Consider the following 23,622-nt stretch of genomic DNA (forward strand, 5'->3'; position numbering starts at 1 on the left):
CAATCATGTTTCGACCTGTGTTATGGGAACAGATCGACCTGGGTAGCTGCTTACTAGCAATGAGAAGCCTATAAGGCATTAAACGCTGAACACTGGATGTAATGACACGAACACTCCCCGGCCAGGTTACGGATGCCCCCGAGATAGGTAGGGTCTTGAGTAGTCGCCCTCGACTGGGAAGGAGGTGACTGTGGCAGCTCGCGATGACGCTGAGGCTCGAGCCGCCCAGCGCGAACGAGAGGTCGCGGACCTCACAACTCAGGTCTCCTTCCTCCAGGAGGAGATCACCGCGTTGCGCCGGAAACTGGCCGAGTCTCCCCGGCAGGCCAGGGTCCTGGAGGAGCGTCTCCACGAATTGCAGGCCAATCTGGCCGCGGTCACCGGCCAGAACGAACGCCTCGTGGCCACGCTCAAGGAGGCACGCGACCAGATCGTCGCGCTGAAGGAGGAGGTCGACAGGCTCGCCCAGCCCCCCTCGGGGTTCGGTGTGTTCCTCGAGGCCCGTGAGGACGGCACGGTCGAGGTGTTCACCGGTGGGCGCAAGCTCCGCGTGAACGTCAGCCCCGCCGTCGAGATCGACTCGCTGAAGCGCGGCCAGGAGGTCATGCTCAACGAGGCGCTCAACGTGGTGGAGGCCCTCGGTTACGAGACCGTGGGCGAGATCGTGATGCTGAAGGAGCTCCTCGAGGACGGCCAGCGCGCCCTGGTCATCTCCCACGCCGACGAGGAGCGCGTGGTCCGCCTCGCCGAGTCGCTGCTCGACCAGCCCATCAGGGCGGGCGACTCCCTGCTGCTCGAGCCGCGCTCCGGCTATGTGTACGAACGCATTCCGAAGTCCGAGGTCGAGGAGCTCGTCCTCGAGGAGGTCCCTGACATCTCCTACGAGGAGATCGGCGGTCTGTCGCGGCAGATCGAGCAGATCAGGGACGCCATCGAGCTGCCCTACCTGCACGCCGACCTGTTCCGCGAGCACCGGCTGCGCCCGCCCAAGGGCGTGCTGCTGTACGGCCCGCCCGGTTGCGGCAAGACGCTCATCGCCAAGGCCGTGGCCAACTCCCTGGCCAAGCAGGTCGCGGAGAAGACCGGCCAGTCCGGCAAGAGCTTCTTCCTCAACATCAAGGGCCCGGAGCTGCTGAACAAGTACGTCGGCGAGACCGAGCGGCACATCCGCCTGGTCTTCCAGCGGGCGCGCGAGAAGGCCTCCGAGGGCACCCCCGTGATCGTGTTCTTCGACGAGATGGACTCGATCTTCCGCACCCGCGGTTCCGGCGTCTCCTCCGACGTCGAGAACACCATCGTCCCCCAGCTGCTGTCGGAGATCGACGGTGTGGAGGGCCTGGAGAACGTCATCGTCATCGGCGCCTCCAACCGCGAGGACATGATCGACCCGGCGATCCTGCGGCCCGGCCGCCTGGACGTCAAGATCAAGATCGAGCGGCCGGACGCCGAGGCCGCCAAGGACATCTTCTCGAAGTACATCACCGCCGAGCTCCCGCTCCATGGCGACGACCTCGCCGAGCACGGCGGCTCCCGTGAGGCCACCGTCGCCGGCATGATCCAGCGGGTGGTCGAGCGCATGTACACCGAGAGTGAGGAGAACCGCTTCCTCGAGGTCACCTACGCCAACGGCGACAAGGAAGTCCTCTACTTCAAGGACTTCAACTCCGGCGCCATGATCCAGAACATCGTGGACCGGGGCAAGAAGATGGCGATCAAGGCGTTCCTCGAGACCGGGCAGAAGGGCCTTCGCATCGCGCACCTGCTCGCCGCGTGCGTCGACGAGTTCAGCGAGAACGAAGACCTGCCCAACACCACCAACCCCGACGACTGGGCCCGCATCTCCGGCAAGAAGGGCGAGCGGATCGTGTACATCCGCACCCTGGTGTCCGGGAAGCAGGGCACGGAGGCCGGGCGTTCCATCGACACGGTCGCCAACACCGGCCAGTACCTCTGATTGACACCGGCATGCGACGGCGTGGTTCCTCCCGGGGCCGCGCCGTCGCTGTTTCCACCAGGGGCCGGCGGGCAGCGGACCGGACGGTCGTGGCGCCCGTCCGACGGTCTAGGCTCGTGGTAAAGGATGACACGACGTCGGGGGTCCGGGTGCGGCAGAGCACAGATGAAGGGCTGAGAGCGTGACGGTACGGCGGGTGATGGGCATCGAGACCGAGTACGGCATCTCCGTACCCGGGCAGCCGGGCGCGAACGCGATGGTGACCTCCTCACAGGTCGTCAACGCCTACCTGGCGGCCTCGGCCGCCCGGGCGCGCCGCGCCAGGTGGGACTTCGAGGAGGAGAATCCGCTGCGCGACGCCCGCGGCTTCGACCTCGCCCGTGAGATCGCCGACCCGACGCAGCTCACCGACGAGGATCTCGGGCTCGCCAACGTGATCCTCACCAACGGCGCGCGGCTCTACGTCGACCACGCCCATCCCGAATACTCCACGCCCGAGTGCACGAATCCCCGTGCCGCCGTCATCTGGGACAAGGCGGGCGAGCGGGTGATGCACGACGCGGCGGTCCGCGCGTCGGCCATGCCGGGCAACGCCCCCATCCAGCTCTACAAGAACAACACCGACAACAAGGGCGCCTCCTACGGCTGCCACGAGAACTACCTCATGCGGCGGGCCACCCCGTTCGCCGACATCGTCCGGCACCTGACGCCGTTCTTCGTCTCGCGCCAGGTGGTCTGCGGCGCCGGCCGGGTCGGCATCGGGCAGGACTCCCGGGGCGAGGGGTTCCAGATCAGCCAGCGCGCCGACTTCTTCGAGGTCGAGGTCGGCCTGGAGACCACGCTGAAGCGGCCGATCATCAACACCCGCGACGAGCCGCACGCCGACCCCGAGAAGTACCGCCGCCTGCACGTGATCATCGGCGACGCCAACATGTCCGAGATCTCCACCTACCTGAAGCTCGGGTCCACGGCGCTGGTCCTGGCGATGATCGAGGACGGCTTCCTCACCGGCGATCTGTCGGTCGAGAGCCCTGTGGCGGCGCTGCGGGCCGTCTCCCACGACCCGACCTGCCGGCACGAGGTCACCCTGCGCGACGGGCGCAAGATGACGGCCGTGCAGTTGCAGATGGAGTACCTCGAGCAGGCCCGCAAGTACGTCGAGGACCGCTTCGGGGCGGCCGTCGACGACATGACCAAGGACGTCCTGGCCCGATGGGAGTCGGTGCTCACCCGCCTCGCCGAGGACCCCATGCAGCTGTCCAGGGAGCTCGACTGGGTCGCCAAGCTCGAACTCCTGGAGGGCTACCGCACCCGCGACGGCCTGCCCTGGTCCCACCCGCGGCTCCAGCTCGTCGACCTGCAGTACTCCGACATCCGTCCCGACCGCGGCCTGTACAACCGCCTGGTGGCGCGCGACCGCATGCAGCGCCTGGTGACCGAGGAGGACGTCCAGCGGGCCATCGAGCTGCCGCCGAACGACACCCGGGCCTACTTCCGGGGCCGCTGCCTGCGCCAGTACAGCGAGTCGGTGGCGGCGGCCTCGTGGGACTCGGTCATCTTCGACATCCCCGGGCGCGAGTCGCTGCAGCGGGTGCCGACCCTGGAGCCGCTGCGCGGCACCAAGGCCCACGTGGGCGAGCTGCTCGACCGCTGCCGCACCGCCGCCGACCTCGTCAACGCCCTCACCGGCGAGCGCTGACCGCCCGGCCCCGGGGGACCGAGCGGTCCCGCCGGGGCCTCCGGACGGCCGGCCGCCCTACTTCGTGAAGGCGCCCGGCGGGAAGAGCCCGCTGCCCATGAGCCGCATCGGGGGCACCGCGATGCCCTCCTTGCGGAGGATCTCCGACAACAGCATCGCGGCCTGGTCGCTGGTCAGCCGGTCGACGGGGTCGGGCTGGAGCAGGCCTTCGAGCAGCACGCGCAGCGCGCCCGCCCTCTTGGGCGGCCGGGAGATCTCCGGCGGGCTGGCCGCCAGGATGTCGCCGCCCCCGATCGTCGGCGGCCTGCCCTCCACCGAGAAGTACAGCGTGGCGCCGAACGACCACATGTCGGCCGCCTGGGTGGCCGGGTAGCCGCGCAGCCGCTCGGGCGCGATGTAGCCGGGGGACCCGACGACGGGCGCGCTGTTGGTGTGGGTGATGGGCTCGCCCTGGAGCACCGCGATCCCGAAGTCGCTGAGCACGACCCGCTCGCCCGTGAGCAGCACGTTGCCGGGCTTGATGTCGCGGTGCAGGACTCCGGCGGCGTGGGCGTGCCGCAGTCCGCTGAGGAGGTGGAAGCCGATCCACGCGGTCCAGTGGACGGGCAGGCGCCCGAGGTGCCAGGCCGTCGCCTGCAGGGTGAGGGCCTCCACGAGCTCCATGACGATCCACAGGCGCCCGTCCTCCTCCAGGAGGTCGTGCACGGTCACGATGGCCGGATGGCTCAGCCTGGCGGCCGAGCGGGCCTCGCGCAGCGCGTGGCGTCTGGCCGTCTGGACGTCGATCTCGTCGTCGTGGCGGGTCGGCCGCAGCTCCTTGATGGCGACGTCGCGGGCGAGCCGGTTGTCGTGGGCCCGCCAGACGATGCCCATGCCGCCCTGGCCGAGCGGCGAGATCAGCCGGTACCTGTCCCCGAGCAGCATCTGTGCGTGGTCGGCTCTCATTTCACCCGTTCACGGTTGGCATCGTGCCCTGCCCCCACAGCCGCTCCATCCTTACGTCCGGAGCGGGATGCCTATGGGCGGATCTCCCACAGAATGCCATACCGCGGAGGGGACGATCGGCCTACACGAGTCCGACCCCCAGGGTGAGGGTGCCCGCCGCCAGGCAGAGGCCGCCGAGGCCGGCCAGCCAGATGAGCTTGTTCGGCCGCGTGTCTGAGGGCCTCAGGACCGACAGGAAGAACCCGAGGGGCATGAGGATCGGCGCGGCCACCACCAGCGTCCGTACGACGCCCTTGAGGCCGTCTGAGAGGTGTGCCTGGTCGACGTAGAGCATCACGACCAGCGCGAAGATCACCAGGACGCCGGCGTGCGCGTGCCCGGCCCGCCACAGCCCGCGCCGGGTGGGGTTGTCGAGGTATCCCGGGGTGCGGCGCCCGATGAAGGACAGCAGGGACGCGCCACCGAAGGCGATCGTGGGGACTGTGATGAGAAGCACTCCGGCGGTGCCGAGCGAGGCGGGGGACATCGGACCTTCCAAGGTTGGGTAGTAGTTCTATCCAATAATTGGATAGTAGCACTGTCCAGGTGAGAGAAATCGGACTAATTACCCTGATTTGGCAGGCGCGCTTGCGGGGAGGCTGTCTGACGGGACGCCCCCGCCTCGGCAGGTCTCGCGTAGATCACGGGACGATCCGCGCGAATTGTCGGCCGGTTCGGGGAAGATATGAATCAGATGCGTCCCCCAAGCGGAGGTACCACATGGCGACGAAGGACACCGGCGGCCAGAAGCAGACCGGCCGGCAGGAGACCGAGGTCGAGGAGACCGAGGCGCAGGCGTCTCCGGACGTCCAGGAGCGTCAGGAGAAGCTCACTGACGACGTCGACGCGATCCTCGACGAGATCGACGAGGTCCTCGAGGAGAACGCCGAGGAGTTCGTCCGCAGCTACGTGCAAAAGGGTGGTCAGTAAGGGGAACAGGCCACCGTCCCGCTCCGCGCTCGGCCCCGGGGCCGCCCAGGGGCAGGGCGAGCGGCGGCCCGCGTCCCCCACCGGGACACCGGGGCCGGCCGCCCTTTCCACCGCCGAGGGCCGCTGAGGATCATCACCTCCGCGGCCCTCGGCACTATGAGCTCACCTGAGGTGGAGTGTCGCTATCTCGAAGGCGCGCATCGGGAGCCGTACGGCGCCGTCCGCGACCTCCAGGGAGGCGAGCGGGCGGCCGAGGGTGTCGGCCGTACGCGCGGTGGTGAACGGGCCGCGCACGACGGCCTCGGCCGGTGAGGGGCGCATCGCGACCAGGCGCACCTCCAGCCACCCGTCCCTTTCGCGCAGCGCGCCGAGGACCACCCCGTCGCCGGCCACCTCCAGCCGCGCCCCGTGCTCGCCGGCGGCCTCCGGCCCCGTGGCGCCGGGTGACGGACGCCCGCCGCCCTCGACGGTGGCGGCCGAGCCGGGGACCGCGAGGAGATCGTGGTGGTACTCCTCGGCCAGGCGCACCAGCCCGGCCTCGTCCCACCCGCCCTCGTGGAGGTGCACGGCGAACCGCGTTCTCACCGGCCCGGGGCACTGCGCCTGCGGCGTGGCGATCTGCGGCCCCGCCGGCTCGTCCCGGTAGGCGTTCCGGTTGCGCGACAGGTGACCCACCGCGCGCAGCAGCGTCACGGCCAGCTCACCGCCCTCCTCCTCCGCCCCTCCTCCGTCGCCCGGCCCGCGCACGACCTCGTACTCGGCCACGTGGTCCAGCAGCACGGCCAGGCCACCGGCCGCGGCGAAGCCCGACGCGGGGAACGTGGGCAGCGGCACCTCACCGCACCCGCCCTCGGCGCCCAGCCCGCGCCGCACGACGGCGTACTGCCCGCCAGCGAACGACTCCCGGGCCGGCCGGGGCAGGCGGGCGTGCCAGCGCACCCGATGGTCCCGGCAGGCGTTGTCGAAGGACGTCTCCAGGCGCACGAACGGCTCCCCGGCCCGCAGCTCCACGCGCGTGGTCACCGTCACCTCGGCGTCCTCCCCGGCGCGGCCCTCACCCGCCGCCCGCGTCGGCCAGCGGTACCCCCGGGCCACCTCCAGCACCGAGACCAGCGGCCCCGAGCAGACCCGCGCGACCTTGACCCAGGCGGGGGTCTCGACGAGGCGGTCGGCCGCGGGGGGCGCGTGGTTGTAGGTGTCGCCGGCGTCGCCCCCGTCCACGATCCGCCCGACCCCGTCGGCGCGCAGCCCGGAGGCGGTGAGCAGCGACAGCGTCCCGTCGGCCGCCACCGACACCCTGAGCAGCCCGTTGTCCAGCACCCCGTCGCCCTCCGGCTCCGCCGCGGCCGTGGGGGCGGGAGCCGGCACCGAGGTCAGGGTCGTGCGGCCGAGCGCGGGGACCTCCACGCGGGCCGCGACCGTGACCACCGGCTCGGCGACCGTCCGCACCCGCCAGGGGCCGGGCCGTGCGGCCGCCGCCCGGTCGACGTCCGCCTTCAGGTCGGCGTGGCGGTACGCCGTGGAGGCGTGGCGGCTCACCACGACGGTGAAGACGTCCTCCTCGGCCGTCCAGGAGACGATCTCGTGGCCGAACAGCTCCCGCTCGTGGACCCGCCCGAGGAGCTGCGTCAGGTCGTCCATGGACGACTCGTCCAGGAGCGTCGGCGCCCGCTCCAGCCGCTGCACGGGCATGGGGGAGCCGTCGAGGGCGGCCAGCCCCGAGCGCCGCTCCGGCAGGTCGGCCAGCACCAGCGCGGTCCGGGGGAACGGCGAGGGGTTGACGACGACGAGCTGGTCGCGCCGCGCGGTCCGCGCGAGGGAGGAGCTCACCAGGTCGACCACCGCCTGGCCGATCTGCTCGGCCTCGGCGATCCGCGCGGCGACCTGCTGCGCGGTCTCGTCCGCGCCGCACCCGGTGATCGAGTCGTGGCCGCTGCAGGCGACCAGGCCCCGCCAGGCCAGCTCGATCAGCCGCCCGGCCGCGCTCCGCTCGCCCGCCGGGCGGCCGGCGGGGCCACCGAGCCAGAGGGCGGTCAGAGGCTCGGCGTAGCGGGTCACCACGCGCTCGGCGCGGCCCATCGCCTGCTTCAGCGGGATCCGGGCCGAGATGACCCCCGGCAGGATGTTGGCCCGGGCGTGGGAGCGCAGCTCGCCCTCCACCACGGGCAGGCCGTCGGGCGCGGTGGCGCCCGCCAGGTACTCGCCGAGGGTGGCCAGGCGCAGCCCCGCCGCGGTGATGTCCCCCGAGGGCGCCGAGTGGTCGGCGCCGTACATGGCCAGCAGCGGCCCCTCCCGCCGCCACGGCCGCATGGTGGCGGTGAACGCCGCCAGCCGGTCGGGCAGCCCTTCCGGTGGCCCGGTGAACAGCGCCACCGCGTTGCCGTACCCGCCCGGCAGGTACTGGGTGCGGATCACGGTGCCGTCGGCGCCCTTCCAGGCGAACGCGTCACTCTCGACGGACATCGGCACCCCGCGCCACAGGCAGGCCACCGGCAGCCCGGCGAGGGCCAGGATCTGCGGCATCTGGGCGCAGTGCCCGAACTGGTCGGGCAGGTACCCCACCTCCATCGCGCCGCCCAGCTCCCGGGCCCCCCGCAGGCCGTGCTCCAGGTTGCGGATGAGCGTCTCCCCGGAGCAGAGGAACTCGTCGGCGAGGATCGCCCACGGCCCGGCCGCGAAACGCCCCTCGGCGACGAACCGGGCGAGGTCGGCGCGGCGCTCGGGGCGGATCTCCAGGTAGTCCTCGACCGCGGCGAGCTGGCCGTCCATGGTGAACCGGTAGGCCGGGTGGGCGGCCATGGTGTCGAGCACCTCGTCGAGCATCCGCACCAAGCCCATGCGGAAGCGCTGGAACGGCAGGTACCACTCGCGGTCCCAGTGGGTGTGCGGGACGACGACGATCTCACTCAACGCGGTGCCTCCTGGTGGTGGTGACGTACGGCGGCGGGTCCACCGGGCACGCGGACCGGCACATGCTCACGTGCACAGGGCCATGACCTCGTTGCGCGTGGTCTCCAGGCGGTGCGGGCCGGGGCGCGCCGGCAGCCGCACGCGGTCGCCCCGGATCACCGAACGGTGCTCGGGCCCCCACAGCACCAGGCCGTCGGCGTCGAGCACCACGAACTCCTCACCGTGGCGCAGCAGCAGCGGCCCGTCGGGGCCGGCCGAGACCGCCGTGCGCCCGGCCCGGATCGCCTCCACCACCGCCTCCCCGCCCGCCCCTCGCTCGGGCGGCTCGGCGAGCACCCAGGTGGCGGGCGCGCCGGGCGGGTGGTTCTCCTCCGGCCGGTGGAAGTCGCCGCCGCCGAGGTACACCAGGTCGTCCCGCCAGGCCTGCGCCCACGACAGCGGCGCCCCCCACGTGCGGTCCCACCAGCCCGAATGCCACACCTCCGCGGTGCGCACACGCTCGGTGAGCGGATGCCGCCAGGCGCAGTCGGCCCCCAGAGGATGGTTGAGCGACAGCAGCCCCCCGCGCCCGCCCGCGACCGGCGCCCAGGCGTCCGCGGGCTCCCTGAAGTCGATCCAGCCGATGTCACCGAAGGCGTTGGCGTGCCCGAGGTCGGTGGTGACCTCCTGGCCGGGGACCAGGGTGATCCCGGCACGGGCGGCGGCGCCGGGCAGTTCGGCGTGGTGGCTGACGGTGTTGTGGTCGGTGACGGCCAGGAAGTCGAGCCCCTGCGCGCGGGCCAGCGCCGCCAGCTCCGGCACGGTCAGGGTCCCGTCGGAGTGCACGGTGTGGGCGTGCAGCTCACCGGACTGCCACCGCAGGCCGTCCAGGGCGGGCAGGCCGCGCCGCAGGGCGGCGGGGACGACCTCGGCGGGCGGGGGAGGGGGGCCGGGGCCCGGCGGGGGCGGCGGCGTGTCGTGCGGGGTGACGGCGATCTCGTACGGCAGCCCGTCGAGGGGGACCCGGTACAGGCCGAGCAGGACGTGCCAGGTGCCCGCCTCGGGCTCGCCCGGCAGGTAGCCGGGAGTGGCCCACGAGGGCGCGATCGTGTACCGCGACCGGGCGCCGCCCGACCAGCCGCGGAAGCCGCCCGGCCCCTCGCAGCCGAGGTCCAGCACCCCGCGCGACCGGTCGTAGGACAGCTCGACCGTGAACGCCCGCGTGCCCGGCGGCGGCTCGAAGGGCACGGCCCAGACCTGCCTGATGAGGCGGTCGTCCAGCGTCGCCCGCCCGGTCAGCCTGATCTGCCTCAGGTCGCTCACGTCGTCACCAGCTTCCCCTCGCGGTAGACCAGGGCGCGCGGATGGCGCGGCACGGCGCAGGCCGCCGCGCCCGTCGCGGGCTCGGCGTCCTCGGGCACGACGGCCTGCACCAGCAGGTCGCCGGACTCCGATCGCACTTCTAGCGTCACGAGGTAGGAAGTGCCCAGGTTCTCCACCACCGAGACGTGCCCGGCGAAGCCGTCCTCCCGGGGCGTGGCGGTCAGGTCCATGTACTCCGGCCGTAGCCCGTACACGATCTCCTCGCCGTCGGCCAGGCCCGGCGGGAGGGGGAGGACGGCCCCGGCGACGCGCAGCGTGCCGTCCTTGACGACCCCCGGCAGCAGGTTCATCGGCGTGGAGCCGATGAACGAGGCGACGAAGGTGTCGGCGGGGCGCTGGAACACCTCGCGCGGCGTGCCCACCTGCATGATCCTCCCGGCCGACATGACGGCGATCCGGTCGGCCATCGCCAGGGCCTCGCCCTGGTCGTGGGTGACGAAGACCGTGGTGACCGCGAGCTCGCGCTGCAGTCGCTTGAGGAACGTGCGCGCCTCCAGGCGCATCCGGGCGTCCAGGTTCGACAGCGGCTCGTCGAACAGGAACGCCGACGGGTGGCAGGCGATCGCCCGGGCGAGGGCCACCCGCTGCTGCTGGCCGCCCGACAGCTGGCCCGGCCGCCGGGTCAGCAGCTCCGACAGGCTCAGCCGGGAGGCGGTCTCGCCGGCCTTCGCCTCGCGCTCCGGCCGCGGCACCTTCTTGATCTTCAGGGGGTAGGCGATGTTGGCGGTGACGTCCATGTGGGGGAACAGGGCGTAGTCCTGGAACACCATGGCGACGTCGCGCCTGCCCGGCGGCAGGCCGGTCACCTCGGCCGATCCGATCGTCACCCTGCCGGAGGTGGGGGTCTCCAGGCCGGCGATCGTGCGCAGCAGCGTCGTCTTGCCGCACCCCGACGGCCCGAGCAGCGCGAAGAACTCGCCGTCGGCGATCTCCAGGTCGAGGGCGTCCAGCGCCCGGACGCCACCGGGGAACTCCTTGGTCAGGCCGTGCAGCGAGATCACCGTTTGATCCCTCCGTGGAAGCGGAACCCGTACTTGCGGCTCACGAAGACGTACATCAGGACGACCGGGAGGGAGTAGAGCAGCGAGAACGTCGAGATCAGGTCCAGACGCGGCGAGCCGCCCTCGGTGTAGAGGGTGTAGAGGATCACCGCGCCGGGAGCCTTCTCCGGGTCCCGCAGCAGGATGAACGGCGTCAGGAAGCTGCCCCAGACCGAGGCGACGGCCCAGACGGCGATCGTCGCCAGGCCCGGCCGGACCAGCGGCACCACGATGTCCCACAGGATCCGCAGGGGGCTCGCGCCGAACACCCGGGCCGACTCCTCGTACGACGTCGGGGTGCCGTCCATGAAGTCCTTCAGGATGAAGATCGCCGCCGGCAGCAGGCCCCCCGACAGCGCCAGCACCACGCCGAGGTGGGTGTCGACCAGGTCGAGCCGGGTCGCCAGCTCGAAGATCGGCACCATCGCGGCGGTGCCGGTCACCACCGACGACAGCAGCAGGAGCACGTACAGCAGCGCGTCCCTGCCCGGGACGCGCACCCGCGACAGCGCGTAGGCCGCCAGCGCCGCCAGGACGACGACCAGGGCCGCGCTGGCGGCGGACTGCACCACCGAGTTGCCGAGCGAGCTCAGCGCGTACGGGTTGTCCAGCAGCGCCCGGAAGTTGCGCAGCGTGAACTCGGGGACCGAGGTGGTGATCTTCGGGTGGGCGTCGAACGGAGCGGTGGCCAGCCACAGCAGCGGCAGCGCGAAGAACGCCGCCACGACCGCCAGGAAGGTCGCCCGGCCGATCACCGCCATCGTGTGCCGGACGCGCGCCGCCGCCTCCTCCCGCCCGGCCGTCGTCCGCCCCGTCACCGCGGTCACGCCGCCACCCCTCTCCGGCCGCGGAGCAGGCGCAGGTACACCAGCGCGAGGACCAGGTTGATGAGCAGGACCAGGAACGACACGGCGGCGCCGAAGCCCAGCCGGCCGCCGCTGATCGCCACGTTGTAGATGTAGATCGGCAGGATCTCCGACCGGCCCTCCGGCCCGCCGGCGGTGATCTGGAAGGTGGTGATGTCGTTGAACGTCCACAGGCTGATCAGCAGCAGGTTCGTCAGTATGTGCCCCCTGATCCTCGGGAACACCACGTCCCGCAGCTGCTGGAACGCCGACGCCCCGGCGAGCCGGGCGGTCTCCAGATGCGACGGCGGCACGTTCTCCAGCGCGGCGCCGTACAGCATCATCGAGAACGCCGTGCCGCGCCAGATGTTGAACACGATGATCGAGACCATCGGGTAGTCCAGCAGCCAGGCGAACCCGGGGGTGTGCAGCAGGGCGTTCAGCGTGCCCTCGTCCCGGTCGAGCAGGGCGATCCACAGGAACGCCACCACCGACGACGGCAGGATCCAGGCCAGCAGCACCAGCCCCTCCACCAGCCGCTTCACCGGTCCGGTGCGGTTGCGCAGCGCCCAGGCGACCGCGAAGCCCAGCCCCGCCTGCCCGATCACCGCCGAGCCGAGCACGAACTCCGTGGTCAGCCACAGCGAGGTGTGTAAGCGCCCGTCCCCGAGCGCCTCGGCGTAGTTGGCGCCGCCGACGACGTGCGGGTCGGCCGCGGCCAGGCCGGTGAGGCTGAAGTCGGTGAGGCCCAGATAGATCGTCCAGAGCGCCGGGAAGACCAGGAACATCCCGATCAGCACCAGCGCCGGCATCACGAACCCGGCCGCCCTGCCCTTCCCGAGCCCGGCCGCGTCAGTGCTCATGGCGCTCGCCGGTGCTCAATCGGCTCGCTCCGCTCGCCTGCGTGATGGCGCCCCTTGAGCCGGCGATCTTCCATCGTCGCTCACAAGCGCTCGTTCCTCGCACTTGCTCCCTCCTCAGTCAGATCGCCGGCGCGCCATCACGCGCGCCCTCACTGGGCGACATTGGCGGGGCCGACCAGGGACTGGATCTTCTGCTGGTACGCGGCGGCGGCCTCGTCGACGGTCCTGCCGGCCACGACGGCGGCCGTGGCCTCCTGGAGGGCGACCGAGACCTGCGGATAGACCGCGAGCGGCGGGCGGTAGGAGGTGATGGGCAGCACCTTCTCCGAGACGAAGCTCAGCATCGGGTCGTCCTTCAGCACCTCCTCGTTGACGTCGGTGCGCGAGGTGATCCGCGCCTCCCCGGCCAGGCCCTGCTTGGTGGCCTCGGCCGAGTGCATGAACGACAGCAGCTCCCAGGCGAGCTTGGGGTTCTTGGAGTAGGGGTTCAGCACCCGCACCGCGCCGCCCGACATGCTGACGTAGTCCTGGCCGCGCACCCCGGCGCCCGGCCGCTCGGCCGGGATCAGGGCGTACCCGACGGCCTTGTCGCGGTCCGGCATGGGCGCCACGCCGAGCTTGGGCTCGACCACGGCCCGCCAGAAGTAGTCGCCCTCCGCCAGGATGCCGACCTTGCCCTCGGCGAACTCCTCGAACGACTTGTCGCGGCCCTTGGCCTCCTGCTGCAGGCGGGGGTCGCCGAGGCCGGTGGTGTAGATCTGCCGGTAAAAGCCGAGGACGTCCTTGAGCCCCTGCGAGGCCCCCGTCCACTTGCCGCCGGAGTAGATCTCCGTGCCGGCGCCGGCCAGCAGCGGCAGCGCGCCCTGCATGGACGTCGCCTCGCCCATCGCGGTGCCCGCGTCGATCTGGATCGGGACCTGGACCCCGGCCTTCTTCAGGGCGTTCCCGGCGTCGATGATCTCCTGCCAGCTCTTCGGCTGCCAGTCGGCGGGCAGCCCCGCCTTGGCGAACAGCGTCTTGTTGAGGAACAGCACCCGGCCGTCGGTGCCCTGCGGCACCCCGTACTTCTTGCCGTCGAAGATGCCGAGGCCCTGCACGGCCTGGGGGATCTGACCCCAGCCGTCCCACTGCTCGGCCTCGGGGCCCGCGGTGGCGGCCAGCGGTTTGATGTACCCGGCCTGGGCGAACTCGCCGACCCAGATGCCGTCCAGGTCGATCACGTCGGCGCCGGTCCTCGACTTCAGGTCCAGCGCGACCTTGGTCTTGTACTTCTCGTCGTCGACGCCGTTGGGCTGGAACAGGACGTGGACCGTCTTGCCCTTGGCCTTCTGGGCCTCCTCGAACTTCGGGATCAGCCAGTTCTTGGTCCAGTCGGCCGTCGCGGCGTTCTTGCCGCCGGAGATGGCGTTGGCGGTGATCGTCAGAGTGGTGTCGCCGCCGGAGGATGCTCCGGAACCGCAGGCGGCCAGCGGCAACGCGGCGCCGGCCAGGACGGCGATCATTCGTGCGAGTCTCACGGGGGACCTCCCTGGGGGACGGAGGCTGACCTGTTTGCATGTCACGACAACTCGACAATCGCACGGGCGCTCTTCGCCGTAAAGATTATTTTTGGGGAAGATGAGACGAGATGGACGAAAGCGGTTCGCGCTGAGCTGATCGTGGGAAGTGCATCCACCACGGCACCACGAGTAGGGTCGGCGTAGGAGTTGTAAGGCACTTGGGAGGGAGCCGCGTGGCAGCACAGAGGGGCTGGACGAACGACCTTTTCCTGGACACGGGGTCGACATCGTTCACCGAGTTCGTCGCGTCCTACGCTCCGGGGCTTCTGCCGAGCAGATTCGAGTCGGCGGCCCCTGCCGGCGATTTGATCCCGCACGCGACCACGATCGTCGCCGCGACCTTCGCCGGCGGCGTGGTGATGGCGGGCGACCGCAGGGCCACCTCGGGGAACCTCATCTCCCAGAAGGACATGGAGAAGGTCTTCCGCACCGACGAGTACTCGTGCATGGGCATCGCGGGCGCGGCGAGCACGGGCATCGAGCTCGCCCGGCTCTACCAGGTAGAGCTCGAGCACTACGAGAAGCGTGAGGGGCGCACCCTGTCGGTCCAGGGCAAGGCCAACCGCCTGGCCACCATGATCCGGGGGAACCTCCCGATGGCGCTGCAGGGCATGGTGGTCGTGCCGATGTTCGCCGCCTACGACGAGGAGCGCGAGGGCGGCCGCATCTTCTCCTACGACGTCGGCGGCGGGCCGTACGAGCAGAAGAACTTCGCGGCGATCGGCTCGGGCTCGCTGTTCGCGCGCGGGGCGCTGAAGAAGCTCTACCGCGAGGGCGCGTCGGCCGAGGAGACCGTGCTGGCCACCATCAACGCGCTGTACGACGCCGCGGACGACGACTCGGCCACGGGTGGCCCCGACGTCACCAGGAAGATCTGGCCGCTGATCGCGATGATCACCGACGAGGGCTTCCGCCGCCTGACGGACGAGGAGGTCGAGGGGTACGTCCAGCGGGTGCTCGACGTCCGCATGCGCGACCCCGACGGGCCCACCGCACCGTTGCGCTAGTCATCACCCACGGCCACGAGAGGATCACCACCGGTGTCCATGCCCTTTGGATATGTGTCCCCCGAACAGGAGATGCGGGACAAGGCCGATTTCGCGCGGAAGGGCATCGCGCGCGGCCGCAGCGTCGTGGTGCTGCAGTACGAGAACGGCATTCTGTTCGTCGCCCCGAACGCCTCGCGGGCGCTGCACAAGATCAGCGAGATCTACGACCGCATCGGCTTCGCCGCGGTCGGCAAGTACAACGAGTTCGAGGCGCTGCGCCTCGGCGGCATCCGCTACGCCGACATCAACGGCTACACCTACGACCGCAGCGACGTCACCGCCCGCGGGCTCGCCAACCTTTACGCCCAGTCGCTCGGCATGGTCTTCACCGAGTCGCGCAAGCCGTACGAGGTCGAGATCGTCGTCGCGGAGGTCGGCGACGGCCCCGAGGACGACCAGATCTACCGGCTCACCTTCGACGGCTCGGTGGCCGACGAGCACGGTTTCGTGGCCATGGGCGGCGTGGCCGACGCCGTGGCGGGCCGCCTGAAGGACCGCTTCCGGGAGGGCATGGCCCTTCCCGAGGCGCTCGACGCCGCCCTGGCGGCCCTGACCGAGCCCGGGGGCGAGCGCCCGCCCGTCAGCCAGCTCGAGGTGGCGGTGCTCGACCGCACCCGCTACCACCGCAAGTTCCAGCGGCTGACCGGCCCCCGCCTGGAGCGCCTGATCGCCGAGGGCGGGTCCGGCCGTCCCGCCCCGACCGGGGAGCCCCCGGCGGAGGGCGGCGCCGACACCCCCGCCACCGCCCCCGAGGGCGACATCGACACCGGCTCCGAATCCTGACCGACCCACCGAACGTCCCGGCCCCGACCTCGGGCGCCGGGACGTTCTGTTTCCCCGCACTTCACCCCCGGCCCGCCCTGACCTCTGATTCCGAAGGCTCTCACCTCTCACCCTCACCTCTCACCCTCACCTCTCGCCCTCACCTCTCGCCCTCACCTCTCGCCCTCAGCTCTCGCTCCGGGCTCCCTCACCTCTCGCTCTTACCTCTCGCCTCCGGCTCTCGCTCCGGGCGCCCTCACCTCGCTCCGGCTCCCTTACCTCTTGCTCCGGGCGCCTTCACCTCTTGCTCCGGGCTTCCTCAGCTCTCGCCCCGGGCTCCCTCACCCCTCGCTGTGGTGACCCCTTCCGCTCGTCGGGCATGCTGCCGCTCTCCCGGCGCCGCGTCGGCGGGGTGTGGGGCGGTGGGGTTCGGCGCCGTCGTACGGCGGGTGCCGGTGGGCCCTCGCCGAGGGGTGCGGGTGGGCTCTGGCGGAGGGGGGCGGGTATTGCCCGAGGGGCGGGTCGTCTGATGGTCTAGAGGTGGTAAGGGCGCGCTCTCGTTGTCGTCTGGTGACAATAAATGTCCATGTCCTATTATGTGGCGACATTGAGAGGAATGTCCTAATTGCATCATGCTCTCGCCATGCAGGCAGCCATAACCCTGGACGACGTCGCGCCGCTCGCGCGCGGCTGCGCGGTGCTGGGCACCGGGGGCGGCGGGGATGTCCGGTCAGGGGCGCTGGCGGCCGCCCGCGCCATCCGGGAGCACGGCGAGGTCCCTCTCGTCACCCTGGCGGACCTCGACGACGACGCCCTCGTGGTCCCGCTCTCCGGCATCGGAGCCCCCACCGTCAGCCACGAGATGATCCACGCCGAGGCCGAACCGGACCGTGTCCGCGACGAGATCGAGCGGATCTTCGGCCGTCCGCCCGCCGCGGTGATGTCGTCGGAGATCGGCGGGGCGAACGGCGTCGCCCCCGTCGCCTGGGCCGCGCGCCTCGGGGTGCCGCTGCTGGACGCTGACGGCATGGGGCGGGCCTTCCCCGAGGTCCAGATGGTGTCGATGTACGTCGCCGGACTCCCCGCCAACCTCGTGATCATGACGGACGTCGCCGGCAACGTCGTCACCATCCGCCCCGTCGACGGCCTGTGGGCCGAGCAGATCGCCCGCGCCGTCTGCGTCGCCGCCGGGTCCAGCGCGCTGATGGCCGACTACGTGCTGACGGCCCGGGAGGCCAGGGGAGCGGTCATCGAGCGCACCGTGACCCGCGCCATCGCCGTCGGCCGGGCCACCGAGGACGCCGCCGACCCCCTCGCCGCCCTCACCGAGACCCTGGCCGCCGAGCGGCTGGTCGGCGGCAAGGTCACCGACGTCGCCCGGCGCACCGAGGGCGGCTTCGTCCGCGGGACCGTCACCGTCGAGGGCGTCGGCGACGACAAGGGCCGCACGGTCACCCTCGAGATCCAGAACGAGAACCTGGTGGCCCTGGAGGACGGCCGGGTGCTCGCCATGGTCCCGGACCTGATCACCGTCGTCGACACCCAGGCCGCCACCGCCGTCCAGACCGAGGCGCTGCGGTACGGCCAGCGCGTCAGCGTCCTGGCCTGGCCCTGCGACCCGCTGTGGCGCACGCCCATGGGGCTGCGCACGGCCGGCCCCCGGGCGTTCGGCTACGACCTCGACTACGTCCCCGTCGAGGAGATCACGCGAGGCCGCCGAGGCGGAGAGGAGGCGGCCCGATGAGCCTGCGGATCGGCATCGACGTCGGCGGCACCAACACCGACGCCGTCGTCCTGGACTCCTCCGACCGCATCGTGGCGCGCGCCAAGCGGCCCACCAGCCAGGACGTCACCGGCGGCCTGCGCGCCGCCCTCGCCGCCGTGCTGGACGAGCTCGGCCACCGCGCCGGCGAGGTCACGCGCGTGATGCTCGGCACCACCCACGCCACCAACGCCATCCTGGAGCGCCGCTCGCTCGGCAGGGTCGCGATCGTCCGCCTCGGCGCCCCCGCGACCACCTCCATCCCGCCCCTGGAGGACTGGCCCGCCGACCTGCGCGAGACCGTGGCCGCGGGCGCCGCGATCGTCCGGGGCGGCCACTACGTCGACGGCCGCCCCATCGCCCCGCTCGACGCCGGCGAGGTCGGGCGCTTCTTGAGCCGCACCCGCGAGGCCGGTCCCGTCGAGGCCGTCGCGATCACCGGCGTGTTCAGCCCGGCGAGCGCCGACCAGGAGCGCCAGGTCGCCGAGATCGTCCGCGCCGAGCTCGGCACGGACGTCGCGATCAGCCTCAGCCACGAGATCGGCTCACTCGGGCTGCTCGAACGCGAGAACGCCACGGTGCTCAACGCGGCCCTGTACGGCGTCGCCGCCGACGTCACCGGAGCGCTGCGCCAGGCCCTGGACGAGCGCGGCCTGACGGTGGAGACGTTCTTCGCCCAGAACGACGGCACGCTGATGGCCGTCGACTACGCCGCCCGCTACCCGGTGCTCACGATCGGGTCCGGGCCCGCCAACTCGCTGCGCGGCGCCGCCTTCCTGTCGGGGGTCGGCGACGCGATCGTCGCCGACGTGGGCGGCACCTCCACCGACCTCGGCGTGCTGACCGGCGGGTTCCCGCGCGAGTCGGCCGCCGCCGTGAAGATCGGCGGGGTCACCACCAACTTCCGGATGCCCGACATCCTGTCGGTCGCCCTCGGCGGCGGCACCGTCATCGGCGAGGGTCTCGGCCCCCGCTCGGTCGGCTACCGCATCGCCCAGGAGGCCCTGGCCTTCGGCGGATCGACCCCCACCATGACCGACGCGGCCGTGGCCGCCGGCCGGGGCACGGTGGGCACCCACCCCGTCGCCGCCGGCGAGCGGCTCGCTCGAGCCCTGCGCCTGGCCGACGAGATGGTGGTCGACGCGGTCGACCGGATCGCCCTGGGCAAGGCCGACCGGCCGCTGATCGCCGTGGGCGGCGGCGCGTTCATCCTGCCCGACGCGGTACCGGGCGTGAGCAAGGTGATCCGCCCCGCGGACGCGGCCGTGGCCAACGCCGTCGGCGCGGCCATCGCGCTGGCCAGCGGGCGCTTCGAGACGATCGCCCCCGCCGGTGCGGGACGGGCGGCAGCGGTCGAGCGCGCCAAGGAGGAGGCCGCCGCGCGGGCCGTCGCGGCGGGGGCCGACGCCGGGCGGGTCGAGATCGTCGAGCTCACCGAGGTCCCGCTCAGCTACCTCCCCGAGCCGGCCGTGCGCGTCCACGTCAAGGCCGCCGGACCCCTGACCTGACAGAAAGGACCTCATGATGCGCTGGCACAAGGGCCTGCCCGCCGTCGCGGCCGCGGGCTCGCTGGCCCTGGCCGCCGCGGCGTGCGGAGGCGGCCAGGTACGGGGCGCCCAGGGCACCCCGCAGGCCGGAACCGGATCCACCGCCGGGACGCCGAACGCGACCTTCGTGTACGTGCCCAACCTGGACGTCGTCACCGACTGGGACCCCGCGAGCTCGTACTCCAACGAGATCATCGCCATGGAGAACATCTACGAGTCGCTGACCAGGTACGACCCGCAGGCCAAGAAGGCCGAGCCCCGCCTGGCCACCTCCTGGAAGTCCTCCGCCGATGGCCGGACCTGGACGTTCACGCTCCGCTCGGGAGCGAAGTTCCACACCGGGAAGCCGGTGGACGCCGCCGCCGTCAAGGCGTCGGTCGAGCGCACCAAGAAGGAGGGCGGCGGCGCCGCCTACATCTGGGACGCGGTGGAGTCGGTCAAGGCCGAGAATCCCGCCACCGTGGTCTTCACCCTGAAGTACGCCGCCCCGCTCGACCTGATCGCCTCCTCCGACTACGGCTCCTACGTCTACGACACCACCGCCGCGAGCGACCTGAAGAAGTGGTTCGGCGAGGGGCACGACGCCGGATCCGGCCCCTACACCATCGACAACTGGCAGAAGGGCAGGGAGACCGAGCTGACCCTGAAGGCCTTCGACGGCTACTGGGGCGGCTGGTCGGGCTCCCACTACAAGCGGATCGAGTACCGCGTCACCCCGGAGACCACCACCGCCTGGCAGTTGCTGCAGCGCGGCGAGGTGAGCTTCGTCCAGCGGCTGAACCCGCAGTTGTTCGCCCAGGCCCAGAGCCAGGGCGCGCAGACCTCCCAGACGCCGTCCTTCCAGAACCTGCTCGCGCTGTTCAACACCGCGAGCGGCCCGTTGAAGGACGTGCGGCTGCGCAAGGCCGTCCAGAAGGCGATCGACTACGACGGCCTGGTGGCGGCGATCAAGGGCTCCGGTGTCAAGGCGAGCGGCCTGGTGCCCGAGGGCCTGCTCGGCCACGTCGCCGGGCGCGAGCCCGCGCAGGACCTCTCCGGGGCGCAGGCGCTGCTGAAGGAGGCCGGGTACGGGCCGGGTGGCAAGGAGCTCACGCTCACCATGACCTACGCCCAGGGCGACGGCGACCAGCAGCTGTTCGCCACCCTCCTCGGATCGGCCCTCAGCAAGCTGAACGTCAGGCTGGATGCCAAGCCGCTGCAGTGGAACACCCAGTGGGACCAGGGCAAGTCGCCCGACCCGGCCAAGCGCCAGGACATCTTCGTCATGTACTGGTACCCGGACTACGCCGACGCCTACTCGTGGTTCCTCAACGTCTTCCGCAGCTCCGACAAGCCGTCGTTCAACCTGTCGTACCTGAAGGACGCCGGCGTCGACGCCGAGATCGACAAGCTGCCGGCGCTGACCGCCACCGACCGGGCGGCGGCCGAGAAGGCCTACGCGGACCTGCAGACCAAGATCATCGATGACCAGGCCGCCGTGGCGGTGCTCTTCACCCAGAACTACCAGCGCGCCTTCGCCAAGGGCGTGCAGGACTACACCGACAACCCCGCCTACCCCAACGTCGTGTTCGTCTACGACCTGAAGCCGGGCGCGTAACGGGTGGTCGGCTACCTCGCCCGCCGTCTCGGCCAGGCCGCGCTGGTCGTGGCCGGAGTGATCGTGCTCACCTTCGCGGTGACCCGGCTGGTGCCCGGCGACCCGGCCGTGGCCTACGCCGGGCCCAAGGCCGGCGCGTCGGAGCTGGCCGCCGCCCGCGCGCGGTTCGGCCTGGACGACCCGGCGCCGGTCCAGCTGTGGAACTACGCCCGCGACCTGTTCGCGGGCGACTGGGGCACCAGCCTGCACACCCGGCAGCCGGTGGCCCGGGACCTCGCCACGGCCTTCCCCGCCTCGATCGAGCTGGTGGGCGCGGCCCTGATCATCGCGGTGCTGGTGGGCGTCCCGCTCGGCGGGCTGGCCGCCCGGTACCGTGGCCGGCTGCCCGACCTGTCGGCGCGGGTGTCGTCGATGCTGGCGGTGTCGGTACCGGTGTTCTGGCTCGCGCTCGCCATGCAGACCGTGTTCGCCAGCAACCTCGGCTGGTTCCCGGTGGCGGGGGAGTACGACAACTCCCTCGACACCACCAGCCCGCTGCACGTCTACACCAACATCACCGCCGTGGACGCGGCGATCACCGGCAACTGGCCGATCCTCACCAGCACCCTGTCCCACCTGGTGCTGCCCGCGCTCGTCGTCGCCGCCTACCCGGCCGGGCTGATCGCCCAGATGACCCGCGCGGCGCTCATCGAGGAGGCGGGCCACGACCACACCCGGCTGGCGCGGGCGCTGGGGTTCGGCGAGACGGCCGTGCTGACCCGCTTCGCCCTGCGTCCCGCGCTCAACCCGGTGCTGTCGCTGATCGCGCTGGTGTTCGCCTACGCCGTCGTCAACGGCTTCCTTGTGGAGGCGGTGTTCAACTGGCCTGGCCTCGGCCGCTACGCCGCCGACTCCATCAGGTCCCTGGACACCCCGGCCATCGCCGGAGTCACCCTCCTGGTGGCCCTGCTGTACGTCGTCGCCAACCTGGTCGTCGACCTGCTGCAGGGCGTCGTCGACCCGAGAGCGAGGACCAGATGAGCCGCCGTCCGTCCGGCACCCACGGCGAGTGCCCGGCGCCCCGCCACCCGGCGGGCGCCCGCGGGAGGGCGTCATGACGGCGGTCGCGCTGCGCCGCACCCCGCTGCGCAGGCTGGGGGACCTCGCCCGTGCCGACGTCCTGGCCGCCGCGGGGCTGGTGATCCTGCTGCTGATCGTGCTGGCCGCCCTGCTGGCGCCCTGGATCGCCCCCTATCCCGACGACGGCGGCGCCGCCACGCACCCCGCCGACGCGCTGCTGCCCCCGGGCGCCGCCCACTGGTTCGGCACCGACCAGGTGGGGCGTGACGTGCTCAGCAGGGTGCTGTACGGCGCCCGCACCTCGCTGTTCATCGCCGTGGCCGTGCTCGCCGTCGCCGCCGTCGTCGGGGTCGCCCTCGGCGTGGTGGCCGGCTACGCGGGCGGCTGGGTCCGCGATGTGATCATGCGGGTCACCGACGTGTTCCTCGCCTTCCCCGCGCTGCTGCTGTCGCTGGCCCTGGCCGTGGTGCTCCAGCCGTCCGTGACCACCGTCATCGTGGCCATCGCGGTCACCTGGTGGCCCTGGTACGCCCGTCTCACCGCCTCCGTCGCCGCCTCGGTGGCGGGACGCGGCTACATCGACGCCGCCCGCTGCCTCGGCGTGCCCGCGCCACTGATCGTGGTGCGGCACGTGCTGCCCAACTCGCTCACCCCCGTGCTGGTACAGCTGTCCCTCGACGGCGGCGGGGTCATCCTCACGGCGGCCGCGCTGTCGTACCTCGGCCTCGGCGCCCACGAGCCGACCGCCGAGTGGGGCCTGATGGTCGAGCAGGGGCAGACGCTGTTCACCACCGACTGGTGGGTGGTCACCTTCCCCGGCCTCGCGATCCTGGTGACCGCGTTCGCCTTCAACGTGCTCGGCGAGGGACTGCGCGCCGCGCTCGACCCGCACAGGCGGCCCCGATGACACTGATCAAGGTACGTGACCTGGTCGTCCGCGTCGGCGACCGGGTGATCTCCAGCGTCCCCGCCCTGGACGTCGATCCCGGACGGTGCGTCGCCATCGTGGGGGAGAGCGGATCGGGCAAGACCACGGCCCTGATGGCGACCCTCGGCCTGCTCGACGGGGCCCACGTCACCGGCGAGGTCGAGGTCTGCGGCACGAACGTGATCGGCGCGCCCGAGAGGCTGCTGCGCGAGATCCGCGGCGCGCGGGTCGCCCTGGTCATGCAGTCGCCCAGGGCCGCGCTCACCCCGACGATGCGCCTGGGCACCCTCATGCGGCGCGCCCTGGCCCGCCACGGCGTCAAGGGCGAGCAGGCCGCGCGGCGGGCCGAGGAGGCCGTCGCCGCCGTGCTCCTCGATCCCGGCATCCTGCGCAGGTACCCGCACGAGGTGTCCGGCGGCCAGGCCCAGCGGTTCGCGATCGCGCTGGCCATCGCCCTCGGAGCCGACGTGATCGTCGCCGACGAGCCCACCAGCGCGCTGGACGTCACCGTGCAGGCGGAGGTGGTCGGCGTGCTGCGCCGCCTGCGCGACCAGCGCGATCTGGCGGTCCTGCTCGTCTCCCACGACCTGGCCCTGGTGTCCGCCATCGCCGACCACGTGCTCGTCATGCGCGACGGCGCCGTGGTCGAGTCCGGGCCGGCGGCCGAGGTGTTCGCCCGCCCCTCCGCCCCGTACACCCGCGAGCTGATCGCCGCGGTCCCCGAACTCCCGGAGGCCGGCCTGTGACCGGCCCCCTGCCGAGTGAGCTCCTG

Annotated in this window: 19 protein-coding genes; 11 read left to right on the forward strand and 8 right to left on the reverse strand. The window is 71.9% G+C overall.

Translation table 11 applies throughout. The features are described 5' to 3' along the window. The first annotated feature begins 190 nt into the window (after positions 1-190). Complete coding sequence (gene arc / locus KIK05_RS13230) at positions 191-1,954, forward strand: proteasome ATPase (RefSeq protein ID WP_214410962.1); 1,764 nt, start codon at positions 191-193, stop codon at positions 1,952-1,954. Between the two features lie 181 nt (positions 1,955-2,135). Next, a complete protein-coding gene (gene dop, locus KIK05_RS13235; RefSeq protein ID WP_372455587.1) occupies positions 2,136-3,653 on the forward strand; it encodes a depupylase/deamidase Dop in 1,518 nt (505 codons plus the stop codon). Positions 3,654-3,710: 57 nt separating this feature from the next. Here dop and KIK05_RS13240 read toward each other — a convergent pair whose 3' ends face one another. Then, positions 3,711-4,598 carry a serine/threonine-protein kinase gene (locus KIK05_RS13240; protein WP_250562706.1) on the reverse strand — a complete coding sequence of 296 codons (888 nt, stop codon included), beginning with the start codon at positions 4,596-4,598 and terminating at the stop codon, positions 3,711-3,713. Between the two features lie 121 nt (positions 4,599-4,719). Then, positions 4,720-5,124: a hypothetical protein gene (locus KIK05_RS13245; RefSeq protein WP_214410963.1), complete on the reverse strand. Its 405-nt coding sequence runs from the start codon at positions 5,122-5,124 to the stop codon at positions 4,720-4,722. A gap of 233 nt (positions 5,125-5,357) precedes the next feature. On the opposite strand from KIK05_RS13245, the gene KIK05_RS13250 reads away from it, so the two are divergent. Beyond that, a complete protein-coding gene (locus tag KIK05_RS13250; RefSeq protein ID WP_189167324.1) occupies positions 5,358-5,567 on the forward strand; it encodes a ubiquitin-like protein Pup in 210 nt (69 codons plus the stop codon). Between the two features lie 162 nt (positions 5,568-5,729). Here KIK05_RS13250 and KIK05_RS13255 read toward each other — a convergent pair whose 3' ends face one another. The 6 genes from KIK05_RS13255 to KIK05_RS13280 form a co-directional block, all read right to left on the reverse strand. Then, a complete protein-coding gene (locus tag KIK05_RS13255; RefSeq protein WP_284681302.1) occupies positions 5,730-8,477 on the reverse strand; it encodes a glycoside hydrolase family 38 N-terminal domain-containing protein in 2,748 nt (915 codons plus the stop codon). 66 nt (positions 8,478-8,543) lie between these two features. Further along, complete coding sequence (locus KIK05_RS13260; RefSeq protein ID WP_308249891.1) at positions 8,544-9,779, reverse strand: CehA/McbA family metallohydrolase; 1,236 nt, start codon at positions 9,777-9,779, stop codon at positions 8,544-8,546. After that, complete coding sequence (locus KIK05_RS13265) at positions 9,776-10,840, reverse strand: ABC transporter ATP-binding protein (protein ID WP_214410964.1); 1,065 nt, start codon at positions 10,838-10,840, stop codon at positions 9,776-9,778. The genes KIK05_RS13260 and KIK05_RS13265 overlap by 4 nt, the downstream gene beginning before the upstream one ends. Further along, positions 10,837-11,706, reverse strand: coding sequence for a carbohydrate ABC transporter permease (locus tag KIK05_RS13270; RefSeq protein WP_308249892.1), 870 nt, complete (start codon positions 11,704-11,706; stop codon positions 10,837-10,839). The genes KIK05_RS13265 and KIK05_RS13270 overlap by 4 nt, the downstream gene beginning before the upstream one ends. Next, positions 11,703-12,587, reverse strand: a complete 885-nt coding sequence (locus KIK05_RS13275; RefSeq protein ID WP_214410965.1) for a carbohydrate ABC transporter permease — start codon at positions 12,585-12,587, stop codon at positions 11,703-11,705. Before KIK05_RS13275 ends, KIK05_RS13270 begins: the two co-directional genes overlap by 4 nt. A gap of 149 nt (positions 12,588-12,736) precedes the next feature. Further along, positions 12,737-14,104, reverse strand: coding sequence for an extracellular solute-binding protein (locus KIK05_RS13280; protein ID WP_214410966.1), 1,368 nt, complete (start codon positions 14,102-14,104; stop codon positions 12,737-12,739). Between the two features lie 215 nt (positions 14,105-14,319). On the opposite strand from KIK05_RS13280, the gene prcB reads away from it, so the two are divergent. The 8 genes from prcB to KIK05_RS13320 all read left to right on the forward strand — a co-directional run bounded on the left by prcB (position 14,320) and on the right by KIK05_RS13320 (position 23,596). Next, a complete protein-coding gene (prcB, locus tag KIK05_RS13285) occupies positions 14,320-15,153 on the forward strand; it encodes a proteasome subunit beta (protein ID WP_214410967.1) in 834 nt (277 codons plus the stop codon). Positions 15,154-15,192: 39 nt separating this feature from the next. Continuing rightward, complete coding sequence (gene prcA, locus KIK05_RS13290) at positions 15,193-15,978, forward strand: proteasome subunit alpha (protein ID WP_214410968.1); 786 nt, start codon at positions 15,193-15,195, stop codon at positions 15,976-15,978. A gap of 622 nt (positions 15,979-16,600) precedes the next feature. Then, on the forward strand, positions 16,601-17,701 hold the full coding sequence (locus tag KIK05_RS13295; RefSeq protein WP_214410969.1) for an S-methyl thiohydantoin desulfurase family protein: 1,101 nt from the start codon (positions 16,601-16,603) through the stop codon (positions 17,699-17,701). Beyond that, a complete protein-coding gene (locus KIK05_RS13300; protein WP_214410970.1) occupies positions 17,698-19,227 on the forward strand; it encodes a hydantoinase/oxoprolinase N-terminal domain-containing protein in 1,530 nt (509 codons plus the stop codon). Before KIK05_RS13295 ends, KIK05_RS13300 begins: the two co-directional genes overlap by 4 nt. Positions 19,228-19,243: 16 nt before the next feature. Further along, complete coding sequence (locus tag KIK05_RS13305; protein ID WP_214410971.1) at positions 19,244-20,863, forward strand: ABC transporter substrate-binding protein; 1,620 nt, start codon at positions 19,244-19,246, stop codon at positions 20,861-20,863. A 3-nt stretch (positions 20,864-20,866) separates the two neighbouring features. Continuing rightward, positions 20,867-21,883: an ABC transporter permease gene (locus KIK05_RS13310; protein ID WP_214410972.1), complete on the forward strand. Its 1,017-nt coding sequence runs from the start codon at positions 20,867-20,869 to the stop codon at positions 21,881-21,883. Between the two features lie 73 nt (positions 21,884-21,956). Beyond that, positions 21,957-22,829, forward strand: coding sequence for an ABC transporter permease (locus KIK05_RS13315; RefSeq protein WP_214410973.1), 873 nt, complete (start codon positions 21,957-21,959; stop codon positions 22,827-22,829). Further along, positions 22,826-23,596 carry an ATP-binding cassette domain-containing protein gene (locus KIK05_RS13320; protein WP_214410974.1) on the forward strand — a complete coding sequence of 257 codons (771 nt, stop codon included), beginning with the start codon at positions 22,826-22,828 and terminating at the stop codon, positions 23,594-23,596. The genes KIK05_RS13315 and KIK05_RS13320 overlap by 4 nt, the downstream gene beginning before the upstream one ends. The last annotated feature ends 26 nt before the right edge of the window (positions 23,597-23,622 follow it).

The sequence above is a fragment of the Sphaerisporangium fuscum genome, assembly GCF_018531465.1.
GTDB classification, from domain to species: Bacteria; Actinomycetota; Actinomycetes; order Streptosporangiales; family Streptosporangiaceae; genus Sphaerisporangium; species Sphaerisporangium fuscum.